Raw genomic sequence first — 16,300 nt, forward strand, 5'->3', positions numbered from 1 at the left:
GCCGGAACGACCCGGGGCGACATCGCCCGGCGCGTCGCACGGGTGGCCGACCGATCCGGTGGCCCGGCGGCGTGACCGAGGTCTCCGGTCGCGCGCCCGGGCGCGTCCGACGAGGGCGCCCGAAGCCGTCGACAGCGACGATCTCGTCTCAACTCCGGTGACAGAGCGCATTCTGTCAGTTACGTTCAGCCCATGTCCCCACGTTCGGTAGTCGTCCCGTCACGCCAACGGGTGGACCGGGCCGATGACCGGCCACTCCGTCGGGGAACGTACCGGCGTCACCGGATGGCCTCCGTGCTGGTGGCGATGATCGCGCCCGCCTTGGCGGCCTGCGCGCCGGTCGACCCCGCTCCTCCGGCTGCTGTGCCCGCCGAGGACGTGGTAGCCCGGGAGGCGCCCGCGGCCGCCCCGCTCGATGCCGCGCAGCTCGAGGCGGCCCCGCCCCCGCCGGTCGCCGTCACGGACGCGCCCGTCCCGGCGCCGGAGGCTCCGGTGGCCGCCCCCGCCGCGGTCGAGTCGCCGGGCCCGATGGCGCTCGCCGGAACGGTGGCTGCCGCTGACCGAGCCGGCCCGCTGACCGGCGACACCCTGTACGGCCCCAACTCCGGCGCGGCCGAGGCCGCCGCGCGGCTGCGGACGAGCAGCCCGACCGACGCGGCCCTGCTGGGGCGCATGGCCGACGTGCCCACGGCCACCTGGCTCGGCTCCTGGAACCGGGACGTCAGGACGGACGTCCGCACCCGGGTCGCCGAGGCGCACGCGGCGGGCGGCGTGCCGGTCTTCGTGGCGTACAACGTGCCGAACCTCGACTGCGGAGGCCACTCGGCGTCCGGAGGCGCCGGGTCCGTGGCGGGGTACGAGGCCTGGATCCGGGAGGTCGCCGCGGGGATCGGAACCGCGGAGGCCGTGGTGGTCGTGGAACCGGACACCCTGGCCCTGCTGTGCGGGAACGCCGACGAGCGCACCCGGATGCTCCGGTCGGCGGTCGGCGTGCTGGAGGCCAACCCGGCCACGCACACCTATCTCGATGCCGGGCACTCGAACTGGGTGGACGCCCGGGCGATGGCCCAGCGGCTGCAGGCGGCCGGGGTCGCGGAGGCGGACGGCTTCGCGCTGAACGTCTCCAACTTCGAGACCACGGCGGACAACGTGCGGTACGGCAGCGAGCTGTCGGCCCTGCTGGGCGGAGCTCGCTTCGTCGTCGACACCGGTCGCAACGGCAACGGGCCCGGGAACGACTGGTGCAACCCGTCCGGCCGCGCGCTGGGGGAGCCGACGACCACCCAGACCGGCCACGGGTTGGTCGACGCGTTCATCTGGATCAAGACGCCGGGTGAGTCCGACGGCGCGTGCAACGGCGGCCCGGCGGCGGGGCAGTTCTGGACCGACTACGCGCTGGGGCTGGCTCGCGGGTGACCGCCGCAGATGAGCGCGGGAGGCGTAGCGGCAGGCCTCCTCCCCGCTAGCCGCGGGTCCACTCCATCAGGTCCTCGGCGCTGCGGGTGTTGATCACCCGTCCGGGGTCGACGCCGCACTCGATCGCCCGTTCGCAGCCGTTGTACTGCCAGTCCAGCTGGCCGGGGGCGTGGGCGTCGGTGTCGATGGCGAACTCGCACCCGAGCTCGACGGCGAGCGAGAGCAGTCGCCGGGGCGGGTCCAGCCGCTCCGGCCGGGAGTTGATCTCCACCGCGGTGCCGAACTCGACGCAGGCGCTGAACACCGCCTCGGCGTCGAACTGGCTCTCCGGACGCGGCCGCTGGGTCCCGTTCCGCTGCCTGCGGCCGATCACCAGCCGGCCGGTGCAGTGGCCGAGCACGTCGGTGTGCGGATCGGCGACGGCGGTGAGCATCCGCGCCGTCATGGCCGCGCGGTCGGCCCGCAGGTCGGAGTGGACGCTGGCGACGACGACGTCGAGCCGGCCGAGCAGCTCGTCGGTCTGGTCGAGGCTGCCGTCGAGGTTGATGTCGACCTCGATGCCGGTGAGGATCCGGAACGGGGTCAGCTCCTCGTTCAGCGCGGCGACGACGTCGAGCTGCTGCTCCAGCCGCTCGGGCGTCAGCCCGTTGGCGACCGTCAGCCGGGGGGAGTGGTCGGTCAGCGCCAGGTACTCGTGGCCCAGCGCGATCGCCGCCTCGGCCATCTCGCGGATCGGGCTGCCGCCGTCGGACCAGTCGGAGTGGGCGTGCAGGTCACCGCGCAGCGCGGCGCGGAACGCGGCGACGTCGTCGGCCGCCGGGAGCTGCTCGGCGTAGCTCTGCTCCAGCGTCGTCAGGTACTCGGGCACCTCGCCCCGGTGCGCCTGCACGATGGCCGCCGCCGTCTTCGGGCCGATGCCGGGGAGGTCGGTGAGCGTGTTGGTGCGGATCCGGTGGGCGAGGTCGGCCTCGTCGAGGCCGTCGACCACCGCCGCGGCGGTGCGGTAGGCACCGACGCGGTAGCTCGCCTCGCGGGCGCGCTCCAGGAGGAAGGCGATCCTCCGGAGCGCGGCCGCGGGCGGGAGCGGTGCGCTCAGCGCTTCGCCGCCTTCAGGGCTCCCGTGCCCTTCAGTGCTCCCTTGCCGGCCTTCTTCCCGGCCCGGCGGGTGGCACGCTTCTGCGCCTTCGTCGCCCGCTTCGAGGCCTTCGCGTAGTTCTTCTCGGTGACGTCGGAGGCCCGCTTCGCGGCCCGCTTGGCGCGGTACCCCACCGACGGCTTGCCCTCGGTGTCGACGGCGGCCAGCAGCAGCCCACCGAGCAGGCCGGTGTTCTTCAGGAAGTTCGAGAGCTGACCGAAGCGCTCGGTCGGGTCGTCGTGCTCCCAGAAGCGGTGGCCGGCCAGCGTCGTCGGCACGACGGACGCCGACAGCAGCAGGGCGGTGAGCCGGGGGAACTTGTTCAGCGCGAACAGCGATCCGGCGGCGACCTTGACAGCGGCGTCGACCTGCACCCACTGCTCGACGTCCCGGGGCAGCTCGACGGGGAGCTGCTTGTCGGCGGTGTCGGCGATCTTCTCCACGACGGGGCGTGCGCCCGCCACCCGCGACTGCGGCTGGCGCAGCGTGCTGATCCCGCCGTAGATGAACGGCGCGGCGAGCAGGGGCCGGGCGATCCGGCGAACGAGCATGATGACCTCTTTCCTCGATGCCACTGGGCAGTCGCGTCGTGCACTGCCCGGAAGATCGATCCCGCAATCCCCGAAACCGCAGACCAGGTGCGTCGCGGCTACTCGGGGCGGCGGTTCCGGGCGGGGATCGCGCCGGTGCCGGCGACCTCCGCCGCGATGTCGGCCAGCTTCCGGTTCAGCTCCTGCGAGGCCCGGGCGAGGACGCCGAACGCCTGGTCGGCGGTGATCCTGTGGCGCTCCATCAGGATGCCCTTGGCCTGCCCGATGACGTCGCGGGTGGTCATGCCGCGCCGGAGGTTCTGCTCGTGCTCGGCGCCGGCCAGGGCGACGGCCGCGTGGCCGGCGAACATCCGCCCAATCTCCTGGCACTCCTCGTCGAACGCCCCGGGGGCACCGGAGTACAGGTTCATGGCGCCGAGCGTGTCGCCCTCGACGAACAGCTGGAAGCACATCATGCTGCCCGCTCCCCGGGCCGAGGCCTCCCGGGCGAACTCCGGCCATCGCCCGTCCACGCCGACGTCGTCGACCCGGACGACCTCCTCCTCCCACACCGCGGACAGGCACGGGCCCTGCCCGACCTGCTCCTGGAGCAGGTCGGTCTCCCGGGCCAGGTCGCTCGACGACGCGCGGTGCTGGATCTTCGCCCGGCCGGTGACGTAGCTGATGCTGCAGGCCTGCACGTTCGGCACGGTGCTGACCGCGGCGGCCGTGATGGCCCGCAGGGTCGCCTCCACGTCGCCGTGTTCCTGCTGGAGCGTCCGGGCCACGCGGGTCATCACCTCGCCGAGGTGGTGCAGGGGATCGACTCTCTCCGCTGCCTCTGCCATGGAGGAACCCTAGTGGCGGATCGCCGCCTGTCCGCGTGTCCCCCCCGGGGTGGCCGGGTAGGGGCGTGCGGTGACCTCCTCGGACCTGCCGTCCCTCCTCGGCCGCGGCATCCTCGCCGGCGTCGCCGGCACCGTCGTGATGACCGCCTTCCAGAAGCTCGTCGAGATGCCGCTGACGGGGCGGTCGGACAGCTACGCGCCCGCCGAGCTGGCCGAGCGGTTCCTCCCGGTGCGCCCGTCGACGCGGGAGGTCCGCGCCGCCCTGAACTACGCCGCCCACCTGTCCCTCGGTGGCCTGTGGGGCACCGCCTACGGGGTCGCCGCCAGGTGCGGGCTCCGGGGGCAGCGGGCCGTCAACGCCGTCTTCGCCGTGGTCTACCCCGCCGACGTCGCGATGAGCACCGCGCTCGGCGTGTACTCCCCGAGCATCTGGACGGTGGGGGAGTGGGCGGTCGACGTCGTCGACAAGTACCTGCAGGCGCAGGCCACCGGGCTGGTCTTCGACCGGTTCCTCGACCCGGCCTGACCGCCGTGGCCGGTCAGGCCGTCCCGGTCGGTCGCGCCGGCCAGCAGCGCCGGCCGGCCGCCGCGACCGCGCCGCCCACGGCGAAGCCGGCGAGGACATCGCCGGGGTAGTGCACGCCCACGTGCACCCGGGAGTAGCCGACGCCGAGCGCCACCGGTGCCAGCGCGGCCGCGGCCAGCGGGCTCTCCAGCGCCAGGCCCGTGACGAACGCCGCTGCGGAGCCGGCGTGCCCGCTCGGGAAGGACAGGCTGCCCGGCTCGCGTCGCAGCCGGCGCTCGGTGCGCAGGTTCGCCAGGTCCGGGCGCACCCGGCCGAACAGCCGCTTGAGGACGGCGTTGACCAGCCCGCTGGACACCGCCATCGAGCCCACGCCACGCACCGCCCCCCGGCGCAGCCGCCCACGCCGGCTGCCCAGCAGGAGAGCGATCACCAGCCAGAGGACGCCGTGGTCGGCGAGCGTGGACAGCCGGCGCAGCCAGCGGTCGGCCGGCGTGCGCGGCAGTGCGCCCACGTAGGAGTGCAGGCGTGCATCGAGGTCGCGGGCGAGGCGCACTACGACTTCTGGCGGGCCCGGTAGGCGGCCACCGTCGAGCGGCTCGCGCACGTGTTCGAGCAGTACCGGCGGCTGGCGTTGCGCGAGGTGTCGACGTAGACGTCGTCGCAGCCCTCCGCCGAGCAGACGCCGAGGCGCTGCCAGCCGTGCTGCACCACCACCTGCGACAGGCCCATCGCCACCGTCGTCGTCAGCTGCTCCAGCGCGGGGGCGTCGGGGCGGGCGTAGTGCAGGTGGAGCTCGCCGTCGTGGTCGGTGGCGTAGGGGCGCGGCCGGGCGAGCGCCAGCAGCTCGTTGAGCCGGGTCAGGACGTCGGGTTGGGACCCGGCCAGCGCGACGGCGCGAACCAGCCGGGACGTGACGCCCACCTTCTCCGCCTCGGCCGGCGTGAGGTCCAGCGACGTCCCGGGCGTGAACCACTCGTCGTGCGCCACCAGGAAACGCGACACGCCGTCGTCGGGTGCGAGGTCGGCGTTGGCCAGGGCGATGGCCAGCTCGACCGCGGTTGACCCGTAGGTGTCGTAGTCCAATTGACTCCCTACCGTCGAGTCCCTAGTCTCGGGACTGCGTAGGCGGTCAACGGTCTTTGACCGCCTACTGTTCCTTCCCCTGCAGTGTGAAACGAGTGCACGCGTGCGTACCTATCTCACCGTCTGGCGGCTTCCCTCCGCCCCGGTGCTCCTCCTCGCCGGGTTCGCCGGCCGCCTGCCCTCCTCCATGGTGCCGCTCGCGCTGCTGCTCATGGTGCAGCAGCAGACGGGTTCCTACGCGGTCGCCGGTCTCGCGGCGGCCGGCCTGGGCCTCGCCTCGGCCGCGATGGCCCCGGTCCTCGGCCGCCTCGCCGACCGGAAGGGCCCGCGCCGCATCCTGCTGGTGCAGTCGACGCTCTACCCGCTGCTGCTCGCCCTGCTCGTCGCCGTCGCCCTCGGCGGCGCCCACGACGTCGCCGTCGTCGCAGCCTCGGCCCTGGCCGGCGCCAGTACGCCGCTGGTGTCGGGCACGGTCCGAGCGCTGTGGTCGCGCACCGATCCCCGTTCCCGGCCCGCCGCCTACGCCCTCGACGCCACCGCCACCGAACTGGTCTTCGTCGTCGGCCCCACGCTGGTCGCCATGCTGGCGGTGCTCGCCGCCCCGGCGTGGGCGGTCGGGCTGGCCGGCGCCCTGGCGGTCGTGGGCGCGCTCGGCGTCGCCGGCGCCGCCCGGTCGTGGGTGCCCGCGCCGGCATCTCGGGCGAGCCTGTTCTCCACCGTGCTCACCCCCGGCATGCCCCGCGTGCTGCTCAGCGGCTCGGCCGTGATGCTGGGCTTCGGGGCGCTCGAGGTGGCCATCCCGGCCTTCGCCGACTCCGCCGGCCGGCCCGGCATGTCCGGCCTGCTGCTCGCCGTCTGGTCGCTGGGCTCGGTCGCCGGTGGTCTGTGGTTCGGGGCCCGCGTCATGAGCGCGTCGCTCCCCCGGCAGTACCGCTGGCTGCTGTTCGGCGTCACCATCGGCCTCGCGCCGCTGGCCTGGGTCTCCAGTCCCTGGGCGCTGGGCGTGCTGCTCTTCCTCGGCGGGACGGCGATCGCACCCACCCTCACCGTGCAGAGCTCGCTGATCGGGTCCCTGGCTCCGGTGCACGCGACCACGGAGGCCTTCACCTGGCTGTCGACGATCACCGTGGGCGCCTCCGCCGTCGGCGCGGCCCTCGGCGGTGCGCTGATCGAGACCCGGTGGGGGGTGCCCGGCTCGCTGGTGCTCGCCTGCGCCGGTGCGGCCGCGGCCGTCGTCGTCACCCTGGTGCCCGGTCGGCGTCCGGCGCCGCGGTCGGCAGCTCCCAGCGAACGCGTCGCCGCCTGAACCGCATCCCGGCCCGGGTCCCGGACCCGGGCTGGGAGCCCCCGGAGAGCGCTGGTAGTCTCTCTCCTCGGTGGTTACGAGGTGACTCGGACCCCGGGAGGCTTCGCCTAGTCCGGTCTATGGCGCCGCACTGCTAATGCGGTTTGGGTTAATCCCCATCCCGGGTTCAAATCCCGGAGCCTCCGCGCACGACAACTGAACATCCGCACCCGTAGCTCAACGGATAGAGCATCTGACTACGGATCAGAAGGTTAGGGGTTCGAATCCCTTCGGGTGCACGTCTGGTTGAGACACCGAGCGGCCCCGCACTTCGACGGAAGTGCGGGGCCGCTTCGTCGTTCCCGGGTCTCCGTACCGCCGCCTCGCCGGCCGGCCGGGACTGCTCCCTCGTCGAGTCCTGCGATCTCGGGGCGATCGACGGCTGATCGCCACGAGTCCGCATGACTGGGCGACCGGGGTCACCGACCACCGCGCTGGAGGCCCGCTCCACCGGGGGGCGTTCTTTGCGATTGCGTGACAGAACACGCCCTGCGGTGGCGCGGATGCGAGGGAGGGGTACCGAGGAAGGGGCCTGCCGCGGGCGGGCGCCGCCGTTGCCGCCTGCGCAGAGGAGTTCCGTGCCACCCCGTCCCACCGCCGACGGCCTCCTGCTGCCGGGCGTCGAGAAGGCGCCGGCGCGCCGGCCACGCCGCCGCTGGCTCGTGCTCGAGCTCGGGCTCGCGGTCGTGCTGGCCGGGATGCTGGTCGCCGGGATGGTGCTGCCGGTGGTCGGTGGGGTGTCGGTCGCGGCGCGCAGCGGTACCGATCTGCTGCGGCCGGTGTCCTCCGAGCTGCTCGACCGGACGCCGGCGGGCAACACCCGCATCCTCGCCGCGGACGGTTCGCTCATCGCCGAGCTCTACCAGCGCAACCGCACCGTGGTACCGAGCGAGGCCATCGCCCCGGTGATGAAGGACGCGCTGGTCGCCATCGAGGACAGCCGCTTCTTCGAGCACAGCGGCGTCGACGGCAAGGGCCTGACGCGGGCGCTCCTGCGCAACCTGTCCGCGGGCGAGGTGGTCGAGGGCGGCTCGACCCTCACCCAGCAGCTGGTCAAGCAGATCCGCCTGCAGTCGGCCACCGACCCCGAGGCCCGTCAGGCGGCGACGGCGGAGGACGTGGGCCGCAAGCTCCGCGAGGCCCAGCTGGCCCTCGCCCTGGAGGAGCAGTACACCAAGGACGAGATCCTCACCCGGTACCTCAACCGGGTCTACTTCGGTGCCGGGGCCTACGGCGTGGCCGCCGCCGCCGAGACCTACTACGGCGTGACGCCGGACGCGCTCACGCTCGACCAGGCCGCCACCCTCGCCGGGCTGGTGCAGAGCCCCGCCCAGTACGACCCCTTCGTGGCTCCCGAGCGCGCCACCCAGCGGCGTGACGTCGTGCTGGGCCGGATGGTGGAGCTCGGCATGGTGGACCCGGCCGAGGCCGACGCCGCGCGCAGCGCCTCGGTCGTCCTCACCCCGGGCGAGGGGCCGCCGCGCGGCTGCCGCGAGGCCCGGATCGGCGGCTTCTTCTGCGACTACGCCATGGACCACCTCACCGAGACCCTCGGGCTGAGCCTGGCGGAGCTGCGCACCGGTGGGTACACCATCCACACGTCGTTGGACCCGGGGATGCAGCAGGCCGGGGACGCCGCCGTCCGTCAGACGCTGGCCCTGGAGGACCCCCGCGCCGGCATCTACACCCTGGTGGAGCCGGGCACCGGCCGGGTGCTGGCCATGTCGGTCAACCGGATCTACGGCGTGAGCGACGGCGACCCCACCAGGACGACGGTCAACCTCAACGTGGCCGCCGGGCAGGGGGCCGGATCGACCTACAAGGTGTTCACCGCCGCCGCCGCGCTCGAGCAGGGCTTCGGCCTCGACCACCGGATCACCACGTCGGACCCGTACGTCTCGACGGTGTACCGCGACGGTGACGGCCCCTACGACGTCTCGAACGCCGGCCGCTACCGGAGCACGCTGGACATGGAACAGGCGCTCTACATGTCCTCCAACACCTACTTCCTGGCGCTGGAGGACCAGCTGGGCAGCGTGGAGGCGCCGGTGCGGATGGCCCAGCGACTGGGCCTGCGCTCCCTGGACCCCATCGCCGACCAGGTGATCGCGGAGAACCGCGGCTCGTTCACCTTCGGCTCGGAGGCCACCAGCCCGCTGCACCTGGCCAACTCCTACGCCACCCTCGCCGCCGGTGGACTGCACTGCACCCCGACGCCGATCGACCGCATCCTCGATCGCCACGGTGAGCCGCTGCTGGGCGAGGACGGCCGGCCGCTCGGGGCGTCCCACTGCGAGCAGGTCGTCGCCCCCGGAGTGGCGCACACGCTCACCGCGGCCCTCCGCAAGGACGTCGAGCCCGGGTTCCCCGGTCAGACCGGCCGGCGGGCGTACGTCCCCGGCCACCAGATCGCCGGCAAGACCGGCACCACGCAGAACAACTACTCGATCGCCTTCGTCGGCTACACCCCGCAGCTGGCGGCGAGCGTGCTCGTCTACGACCCGGTGGCCAACCAGGACGTCGGCGGTTTCGGAGGCGGCAAGGGCGCCCAGATCTGGCACGACGCGATGCAGCCGGTCCTGAGCGCCCGCCCGCCGGCGCCCTTCCCGCCCGCCGACCCGTTCCACGTGTCGGGTACCCGGGCGACCGTGCCCGGAGGCTGCGCCGGCGGGTCCACCGACCGGTGCCGCGGCCTGCTGGGCTCCCGCGATCTCGCGGTGACGGTGGTGCGCGTCGACAGCTCCCGGCCGCCGGGCGTCGTCGTCGGCGTCGACCCGGGCCCCGGCGCGATCGTCCAGAAGGACCAGCCGGTGGCGATGCTCGTCAGCAACGGTGCGTGGTGGACGCCGCCGCCGCCGCCTCCGCCGCCTCCGCCTCCGCCTCCGCCGCCGCCGGCACCCGAGCCGGAACCGGCTCCCGAGCCTGCTCCGGAACAGGCTCCCGAGCCCGCGCCGGAGCCCGAGCCCGAGCCCGCGCCGGAGCCGGCACCCGAGCCCGCGCCGGAGCCGGCACCCGAGCCCGCGCCGGAGCCGGCACCCGAGCCCGCGCCGGAGCCGGCACCCGAACCCGAGCCCGCGCCGGAGCCGGCACCCGAGCCCGCGCCGGAGCCGGCACCCGAGCCGGCACCGGAGCCGGCACCCGAGCCGGCACCGGAGCCGGCAGCCGAGCCCGCGCCGGAGCCGGCACCCGGGCCCGCGCCGGAGCCGGCACCCGAGCCCGCGCCCGAGCCGGCACCCGAGCCCGCACCCGAGCCGGCTCCCGAACCCGAACCCGAGCCCGCACCGGCGCCTGAGCCCGAGCCGGGCGGCGCAGCGGAGTAGGAGTGGGGGCGGGGGGCCGGTTCTGACGGTCTGGCCGCGTTGGTCGGTCCGCCCAGCAATGGGCGGCCATTCGAATCCCGGCTACCCCCGCCCGCTCCTACTGTGAGCCAGGCCACATCGCGCCGTCAAGCCGTGGCCGGTGTGTCGGCGACGCCATCTGCCGCGGGGTCAGGGGACCCGGCGGAGGATCTCCGGGCCGAGCTGGTCGACGGCCGTGTGCCCGGTGAGCCCCAGAGTCAGGTCGAACTCGCCGAGGACGTCGGAGATCACCTGCCGGACCCCGTCCTCGCCGGCCAGCGCCAGGCCCCAGGCGAACGGGCGGCCCAGCAGGACCGCGCGGGCGCCCAGGGCGACGGCGGTGAACACGTCGGCGCCGCTGCGGATCCCGCTGTCGAACAGGACCGGGGCGCGGTCGCCCACCGCCGCGACGACGTCGGGCAGCGCGTCCAGCGCCGCGATCGAGCGGTCCACCTGCCGCCCGCCGTGCGTGCTGACGACGACGCCGTCCATGCCCTCGTCGAGCGCGCGCCGCGCGTCGTCGGGGTGCAGGACGCCCTTGAGCAGGATGGGCAGCTTCGTGCGCGAGCGCAGCCACGCGAGGTCGGCCCAGCTGATCGAGGGCCGGGAGTAGATGGCCAGGAAGGTCTCGACGGCGGCCCTCGGCAGCGGTGAGCGGAGGTTCTCGCGGAAGGAGCCCGGCCAGGCCCTCGCCATCGTCACCAGCGCCCTGATCGCCGCGGGCGTGGGCCGGGGCTGCGGCTGGGCAGGTGGGGAGCCCGGGCGCCCGGCGGCCGCGGCGCGCTCCTCGACCAGCCGGCGGAACACGGGGTCGGAGGTGTACTGGGCGATGCCCTTGCCGAGCGCGAACGGGAGGTGGCCCAGGTCGAGGTCGCGCGGGCGCCAGCCCAGCATCGTGGTGTCCAGGGTGACCACCAGGGCATCGCAGCCGGCGGCCTCGGCGCGGCCGATCAGGCTCTCCACCAGCTCGTCGGAGGTGGACCAGTACAGCTGGAACCAGCGGGGGGAGTCACCCATCGCCCCGGCGCACTCCTCCATGGGCACCGAGCCCTGGTTGGAGAAGACCATCGGCACGCCGGTGGCGGCGGCGGCCCGCGCCACGGCGAGATCGGCCTCGGGGTGCACCAGTTCGAGAGCGCCCACGGGGCCGAGCAGCAAGGGGGCCGGCAGCCGGCGACCGAAGAGTTCCACCGAGGTGTCGCGGACGCTCGCGTCCCGCAGCACCCGCGGCACCACGGCCCACCGGTCGAACGCCGCACGGTTGGCCCGCTGTGTCGCCTCGTCGCCGGCGCCGCCGGCCACGTAGCCGTAGGCCCGCGCGTCGAGCACCCGCTCGGCGCGCTCCTTCAGCCGCCGGATGCTCACCGGCACGCGCGGGGAGTGCCCGAACACCCCGGCCCGGTAGACCTCGTTCTGCCGCCGTCGACCCGCACCCGCTTCGTCCACCCGGTCACCGTAGTGACCGGGCTCTCATCCGATCCGGCGGGTGCCCGCGACCGCCTGGGTGCGTGACCTCCCGGTGATTGCCGGGTGGCGGTTCGGGGAACGAATGCCCGACACGCCGCGCGACACGCGCGACACGCGCGTAACGGGCTGGCAACGAACCGTCACATCCGTCATCATCTGGAACTTGAGTGCACCGGAACGGGAGGACGGACTGACCAGCACGCTCGAGCGCGCCGCCGAGCCGGCGTCGACGGCGCCGGTGCGGGCAACGCGTGGCGCCCGCTCCGCCGGTGTCGTGACCGGCCTCCTCGTCCTCCTGCTCGGTGTCGCCGTGGCCGGTGCCGCCCCGGCGCTCGCGATCGACGACCCCACGCGCCCGGACTACCGCGTCACCCACGGGCCGAGCTGCCGCCCCGGCGGGATCGTCGTCGAGGTGGTCGCCGGCACGGCCGCCTACACCGTCCGTCTGTCGACCACCCGGCAGCCGGCCGGCGAGGACGAGGCCGTGCTGGCCCCCCTGGGGAGCGTGGTGCTGCGCACCGGCGACGTGGCCCCGGGCGAGACCATCGATCCCCGCCTCGAGTTCGCCACCCGCGACGGCTCCGGCGCGACCTACGTGGACGAGCTCGAGGACTACACGCTCACCCGCCCCACGGTGGAGGACTGCGAGGTCGCGCTCAACCCGCCGCCCGCCCCGCCGGTCGTCCCCGCGGTCACCGTCGGACCCGCCGCTCCGAGCGCCGCGCCGCCCAGCGGCACGGCGACCGGCCGGACGACCACCGGCTCCCGGCCGACCGGACCGGCGACCTCCACCGTTCCCGCGGGCACCTCCGCGCCCGCGACCACCACGAGCGGGTCGGCCTCGCCGGCCCCGCAGCCGGCCGGGCTGTCCCCGGCCGGGCGGCTGAGCGCCGGGGCCGCTGCCGGGCTGGTGCAGGTGGGCGGGACGGTGGTCCTGCACGGAGCCGGCTTCCTGCCCGGCGAACGGGTGGACATCCTGCTGCACGGCAGCGACGTGCTGCTGGCCACCGCCACCGCGGACACGGACGGCGCGGTGCGCGTCGACGTCCGGATCCCGGTGGAGGCGACCACGGGGCCGGTGACCCTCGACATGGTCGGCGCCGACTCGGCCGTGATCACGGGCGTCGACCTGCAGGTCGCGGCCGGGCAGCAGGAGGTCCCGCCCGCCCGGGGCGTGCTCTCCCTCGCCTCCCTGGTGGCCGCGGCGGTGGCGCTCGTAGCGACGGTCGCCGGCCTGGTGTCCGTCGCCGGGCAGCAGCACGCGGGCCGGCACGAGCGCCGTCCGGTCCCGTCCCGCTGACGGCGGTTTCATCGCCGCGGGTCCGGGGGACCATGGTCTGGTGTCACGGTCCGAGGACGCGCTCGCGCGCGGAGTCCCCCGGGACACCGCCGCTCTTCCCGGAGTCGCTCCCCGCCCCGCCGAGACGTGGTTGCGCATCGTGCAGGTGCACGACCGCATCACCCGGCGGGTCGATTCAGCGCTCCACCGCCACCACGACCTCTCGCTGACCGGCTTCGAGGCGCTCCGCCGGATCGCCGAGTCGCCGGGGGAGCGGGCCTCCATGGGCGAGGTCGCCGAGGCCGTCGGGCTGTCCCGGCCCGGCGTCACGAGCACGATCAACCGGCTGGTGGCCCAGGGGCTGGTGGTCCGCGAGCGCGGCGCGGGCGACAGGCGGCTCCTGCACGCACGGCTCACCGAGGCCGGCCGCGAGCGGGTGACGGCGGCACGGGTCACCCACGACGACCTCGTCGCCCACCTGCTCACGCTGCTCGGGGACGACTCCGCCGTCGTCACCGATGCCCTGGCCCGCGTCTCGGCCGCCACCCGCGCCCGCCGCTGAGCTCGCCCGGTGCGGCGCGCGCGGGCCGCGTACGGTTCGGCCCGTGGGCGCGCCCTGTGATCGACGTCATCCGGCCACCGACCGGCCGGGGCGGCCGGCATGAACGGGGCCGGCGCGCTGATCAGCACCCTGGTCGAGGGTGGGGTCGACGTCTGCTTCGCCAACCCCGGCACCTCCGAGATGCACTTCGTGGCCGCCCTGGACCGCGTGCCGCGGATGCGCGGGGTCCTGTGCCTGTTCGAGGGGGTCGCGACCGGGGCGGCCGACGGCTACGGGCGGATGACCGGGGGCCCGGCCGGCGTCCTGCTCCACCTGGGGCCCGGCCTCGCCAACGGCCTGGCCAACCTGCACAACGCGCGCCGTGCCGCGACGCCCCTCGTCGCGGTGGTGGGCGACCACGCCGGCTACCACAAGGCCTACGACTCGCCGCTGGAGTCGGACATCGAGGCGCTCGCGGGCACGGTGTCGGGCTGGGTGCGGCGCTCGGCGCGCTCCGCCGACGTCGGCGCCGACGCGGCGGCCGCCATCGCCGCGTCGCGGACACCGCCCGGGCAGATCGCCACGCTCGTCCTGCCGGCGGACGTCTCCTGGTCCGACGGGGGCACGCCCGCGACCCCGGTCGCCGTCCCCCCGCCGGCGGCGGTTCCGGACGACGTCGTCGCGTCGGTCGCCGCCCTGCTGACGTCGGGGGAGCCCTGCGCCCTCCTGCTCGGCGGTGCCGCGACGCGGACGCCGGGCATCGCCGCCGCGAGCCGGGTGGCCGCCGCCACGGGCGCCGCGCTGTACTGCGAGACCTTCCCGGCACGGCTCGAGCGGGGCGCCGGCCGGCCACCGCTGGAACGGCTGCCGCGCGCGGCGGAGCAGGTCTCCGAGCGGCTGGCGGGGATCGCCCACCTCGTGGTCGTCGGCGCCCGGGCGCCGGTGTCGTTCTTCGCCTACCCGGACAAGCCGAGCGACCTCGTGCCGGCCGGCTGCCGGGTGCACGAGTTCGGCGCCGGGGGCGACGACCTGCCAGGTGCACTGGAGCACCTGGCGGAACTCGTCGGCGCCGCGCCGGAGGCGGCCACCCAGCCCCTCCTGCGCCCGGTCCTGCCCGAGGGGGCGCTGACCCCCCACACGGTGGGCCGGGTCGTCGGCGCCCTCCTGCCGGAGGGGGCGATCGTGGTGGACGAGGGGGTGACATCGACCCGGCAGATGGGGCTCCCGACCGCCGGCGCGCCGCCGCACGACTGGCTGACCCTCACCGGGGGCGCGATCGGGCAGGGCCTGCCGGCGGCCACCGGCGCGGCGGTCGCGTGCCCCGGCCGGCCGGTCGTCTGCCTGGAGGGTGACGGGAGCGCCATGTACACGATCTCGGCGCTGTGGACGCAGGCCCGCGAGGGGCTCGACGTCACCACGGTGGTGCTCAGCAACCGCTCCTACCGGATCCTCGAGGGCGAGCTGGCGCAGGTCGGCGCGACCGCATCCGGGCCCCGGGCCCGCGACCTGCTCGAGCTCTCCCGGCCGGAGCTGGACTTCGCCGCGATGGCGTCCGGCATGGGCGTGCCCGCCACCCGGGTCCGGACGGCCGAGGAGTTCGCCCGCCAGTTCCGGCGGGCGATTTCCGAGCCTGGTCCGCACCTGATCGACGTCGTCCTCGAGGTGCCCTGACCGAGTCCGGATCGTTGTCTTTTCGGGGCGCTGCCGGGCCACCCCTGTGCTTGTATCCAGGTGATCCGGACCACCGTCGGGCTGTCCGGTAGAGGCGATCAACGGCGATCGTTGGGGGAGAGACATGCGCATCTCGTCAGGAATCGCGGGCGTCGCGCTGGTCGGCCTGCTGGCCGCGTGCGGCGGCGACGACGGAGGTGGCACCACCGCGACCGGTGGCGGCGAGGCGGCCGCGTACCCGACCGAGTCGATCCGGATGCTGGTGCCCTACGGCGCCGGTGGCCCCACCGACCTGACCACCCGCACCGTGGGCGCCTGCATCGAGGACGAGCTGGGCCAGACCGTGGTGGTCGAGAACCTGCCCGGCGGCTCCGGCGCGCTGGCGACGACCGAGCTGGTCGGCGCCGAGCCCGACGGGCACACCCTGTCGCTGGTCACCGCGGGGACCATGGTCCTGACCCCGCTGGCCAACGAGGTGGGCTACACCAAGGACGACATCACGCCGGTCGGCGTCATGGCCGAGGTCCCGTCCGTGCTGGCGGTGGGGGAGAACTCGCCGTACTCCTCGGCGGAGGACTTCTTCGCCGCGGCCGAGGCCCAGCCCGGCACGGTGAACGTCGGTGTGCCCGGCGCCTCGACGCCGCAGGCCATCGAGCTGCAGCGGCTGGCCGAGGAGCACGGCGTCGAGGTCACCGTCATCCCGTTCGACGGCAACGCCGAGATGACCACCGCGCTCCTCGGCGGCAACGTCGACGCGGTGCTGATCAACGCCTCGACCGACGTCGTGCAGAACATCGAGTCGGGTGCATTCGTCCCGCTGGTGGCCTCCTCGGAGGAGCGGCTGTCCTGGCTGCCCGACACCCCGACCTTCACCGAGCTCGGTTACGAGGGCCTGACCCTCTCCGGCTCGACCTTCGGCCTCGCCGGCCCGGCCGGGCTCCCCGACGACGTCGTCGCGACGCTCGAGGACACGCTCCGGACCTGCCTCGAGCAACCGGAGGTGCGCGAGCGGATCGGCGAGCAGTACGTCCCGGAGGAGTTCGCCGGGGCCGATGAGCTCGCCGAGGTCCTCGACCGCACGCAGGAGGTCTACGAACCCATCCTCGGCTGACCCGATCCCC

The 16,300-nt window shown here is 74.8% G+C and carries 14 protein-coding genes and 2 tRNA genes; 10 read left to right on the forward strand and 6 right to left on the reverse strand.

Translation table 11 applies throughout. The annotated features are described in order from the left end of the window. The first annotated feature begins 285 nt into the window (after positions 1-285). Positions 286-1,416, forward strand: a complete 1,131-nt coding sequence (locus tag ABDB74_RS01705) for a glycoside hydrolase family 6 protein (RefSeq protein WP_346621282.1) — start codon at positions 286-288, stop codon at positions 1,414-1,416. Between the two features lie 46 nt (positions 1,417-1,462). On the opposite strand, the gene ABDB74_RS01710 is transcribed toward ABDB74_RS01705, so the two are convergent. From ABDB74_RS01710 to ABDB74_RS01720, 3 genes are all read right to left on the reverse strand, one after another. Further along, complete coding sequence (locus ABDB74_RS01710; protein ID WP_346623832.1) at positions 1,463-2,512, reverse strand: PHP domain-containing protein; 1,050 nt, start codon at positions 2,510-2,512, stop codon at positions 1,463-1,465. After that, positions 2,509-3,102 (reverse strand): DoxX family protein, encoded by a 594-nt coding sequence (locus tag ABDB74_RS01715; RefSeq protein ID WP_346621284.1) that lies wholly within the window; start codon positions 3,100-3,102, stop codon positions 2,509-2,511. The genes ABDB74_RS01710 and ABDB74_RS01715 overlap by 4 nt, the downstream gene beginning before the upstream one ends. Before the next feature lie 98 nt (positions 3,103-3,200). After that, positions 3,201-3,929 carry a GAF and ANTAR domain-containing protein gene (locus ABDB74_RS01720; RefSeq protein WP_346621285.1) on the reverse strand — a complete coding sequence of 243 codons (729 nt, stop codon included), beginning with the start codon at positions 3,927-3,929 and terminating at the stop codon, positions 3,201-3,203. A 70-nt stretch (positions 3,930-3,999) separates the two neighbouring features. Here ABDB74_RS01720 and ABDB74_RS01725 point away from each other — a divergent pair, with 70 nt between their 5' ends. Beyond that, a complete protein-coding gene (locus tag ABDB74_RS01725; RefSeq protein ID WP_346621286.1) occupies positions 4,000-4,455 on the forward strand; it encodes a hypothetical protein in 456 nt (151 codons plus the stop codon). A gap of 13 nt (positions 4,456-4,468) precedes the next feature. Here the strand turns inward: ABDB74_RS01725 and ABDB74_RS01730 are convergent, their stop codons facing one another. Both ABDB74_RS01730 and ABDB74_RS01735 read right to left on the reverse strand, forming a co-directional pair. Further along, positions 4,469-5,008: a phosphatase PAP2 family protein gene (locus ABDB74_RS01730; RefSeq protein ID WP_346621288.1), complete on the reverse strand. Its 540-nt coding sequence runs from the start codon at positions 5,006-5,008 to the stop codon at positions 4,469-4,471. Continuing rightward, positions 5,008-5,538, reverse strand: a complete 531-nt coding sequence (locus ABDB74_RS01735; RefSeq protein WP_346621290.1) for a CGNR zinc finger domain-containing protein — start codon at positions 5,536-5,538, stop codon at positions 5,008-5,010. The genes ABDB74_RS01730 and ABDB74_RS01735 overlap by 1 nt, the downstream gene beginning before the upstream one ends. Positions 5,539-5,641: 103 nt before the next feature. On the opposite strand from ABDB74_RS01735, the gene ABDB74_RS01740 reads away from it, so the two are divergent. The 4 genes from ABDB74_RS01740 (at position 5,642) to ABDB74_RS01755 (ending at position 10,203) form a co-directional block, all read left to right on the forward strand. Continuing rightward, positions 5,642-6,844, forward strand: a complete 1,203-nt coding sequence (locus ABDB74_RS01740; protein WP_346621291.1) for an MFS transporter — start codon at positions 5,642-5,644, stop codon at positions 6,842-6,844. Positions 6,845-6,940: 96 nt separating this feature from the next. Beyond that, positions 6,941-7,029 (forward strand) — tRNA-Ser (locus tag ABDB74_RS01745). Positions 7,030-7,049: 20 nt separating this feature from the next. Continuing rightward, positions 7,050-7,122 (forward strand) — tRNA-Arg (locus ABDB74_RS01750). A gap of 339 nt (positions 7,123-7,461) precedes the next feature. Further along, complete coding sequence (locus ABDB74_RS01755) at positions 7,462-10,203, forward strand: transglycosylase domain-containing protein (protein ID WP_346621293.1); 2,742 nt, start codon at positions 7,462-7,464, stop codon at positions 10,201-10,203. A 168-nt stretch (positions 10,204-10,371) separates the two neighbouring features. On the opposite strand, the gene ABDB74_RS01760 is transcribed toward ABDB74_RS01755, so the two are convergent. Then, entirely contained in the window at positions 10,372-11,667 is a 1,296-nt protein-coding gene (locus tag ABDB74_RS01760; RefSeq protein WP_346621294.1) for a lactate 2-monooxygenase, read from the reverse strand. A gap of 184 nt (positions 11,668-11,851) precedes the next feature. On the opposite strand from ABDB74_RS01760, the gene ABDB74_RS01765 reads away from it, so the two are divergent. The 4 genes from ABDB74_RS01765 to ABDB74_RS01780 all read left to right on the forward strand — a co-directional run bounded on the left by ABDB74_RS01765 (position 11,852) and on the right by ABDB74_RS01780 (position 16,290). Beyond that, on the forward strand, positions 11,852-12,988 hold the full coding sequence (locus tag ABDB74_RS01765; protein WP_346621295.1) for a hypothetical protein: 1,137 nt from the start codon (positions 11,852-11,854) through the stop codon (positions 12,986-12,988). A 40-nt stretch (positions 12,989-13,028) separates the two neighbouring features. Further along, the gene (locus ABDB74_RS01770; protein WP_346621297.1) at positions 13,029-13,529 is read left to right on the forward strand and encodes a MarR family transcriptional regulator; all 501 of its coding nucleotides are present in this window, start codon (positions 13,029-13,031) and stop codon (positions 13,527-13,529) included. 99 nt (positions 13,530-13,628) lie between these two features. Beyond that, positions 13,629-15,179, forward strand: coding sequence for an acetolactate synthase large subunit (locus ABDB74_RS01775; protein ID WP_346621298.1), 1,551 nt, complete (start codon positions 13,629-13,631; stop codon positions 15,177-15,179). A 124-nt stretch (positions 15,180-15,303) separates the two neighbouring features. Further along, the gene (locus tag ABDB74_RS01780) at positions 15,304-16,290 is read left to right on the forward strand and encodes a tripartite tricarboxylate transporter substrate binding protein (protein ID WP_346621300.1); all 987 of its coding nucleotides are present in this window, start codon (positions 15,304-15,306) and stop codon (positions 16,288-16,290) included. Positions 16,291-16,300 lie beyond the last annotated feature (10 nt).

Origin of the sequence: Blastococcus sp. HT6-4 (genome assembly GCF_039679125.1) — a bacterium.
In the GTDB taxonomy this organism is placed as follows: domain Bacteria; phylum Actinomycetota; class Actinomycetes; order Mycobacteriales; family Geodermatophilaceae; genus Blastococcus; species Blastococcus montanus.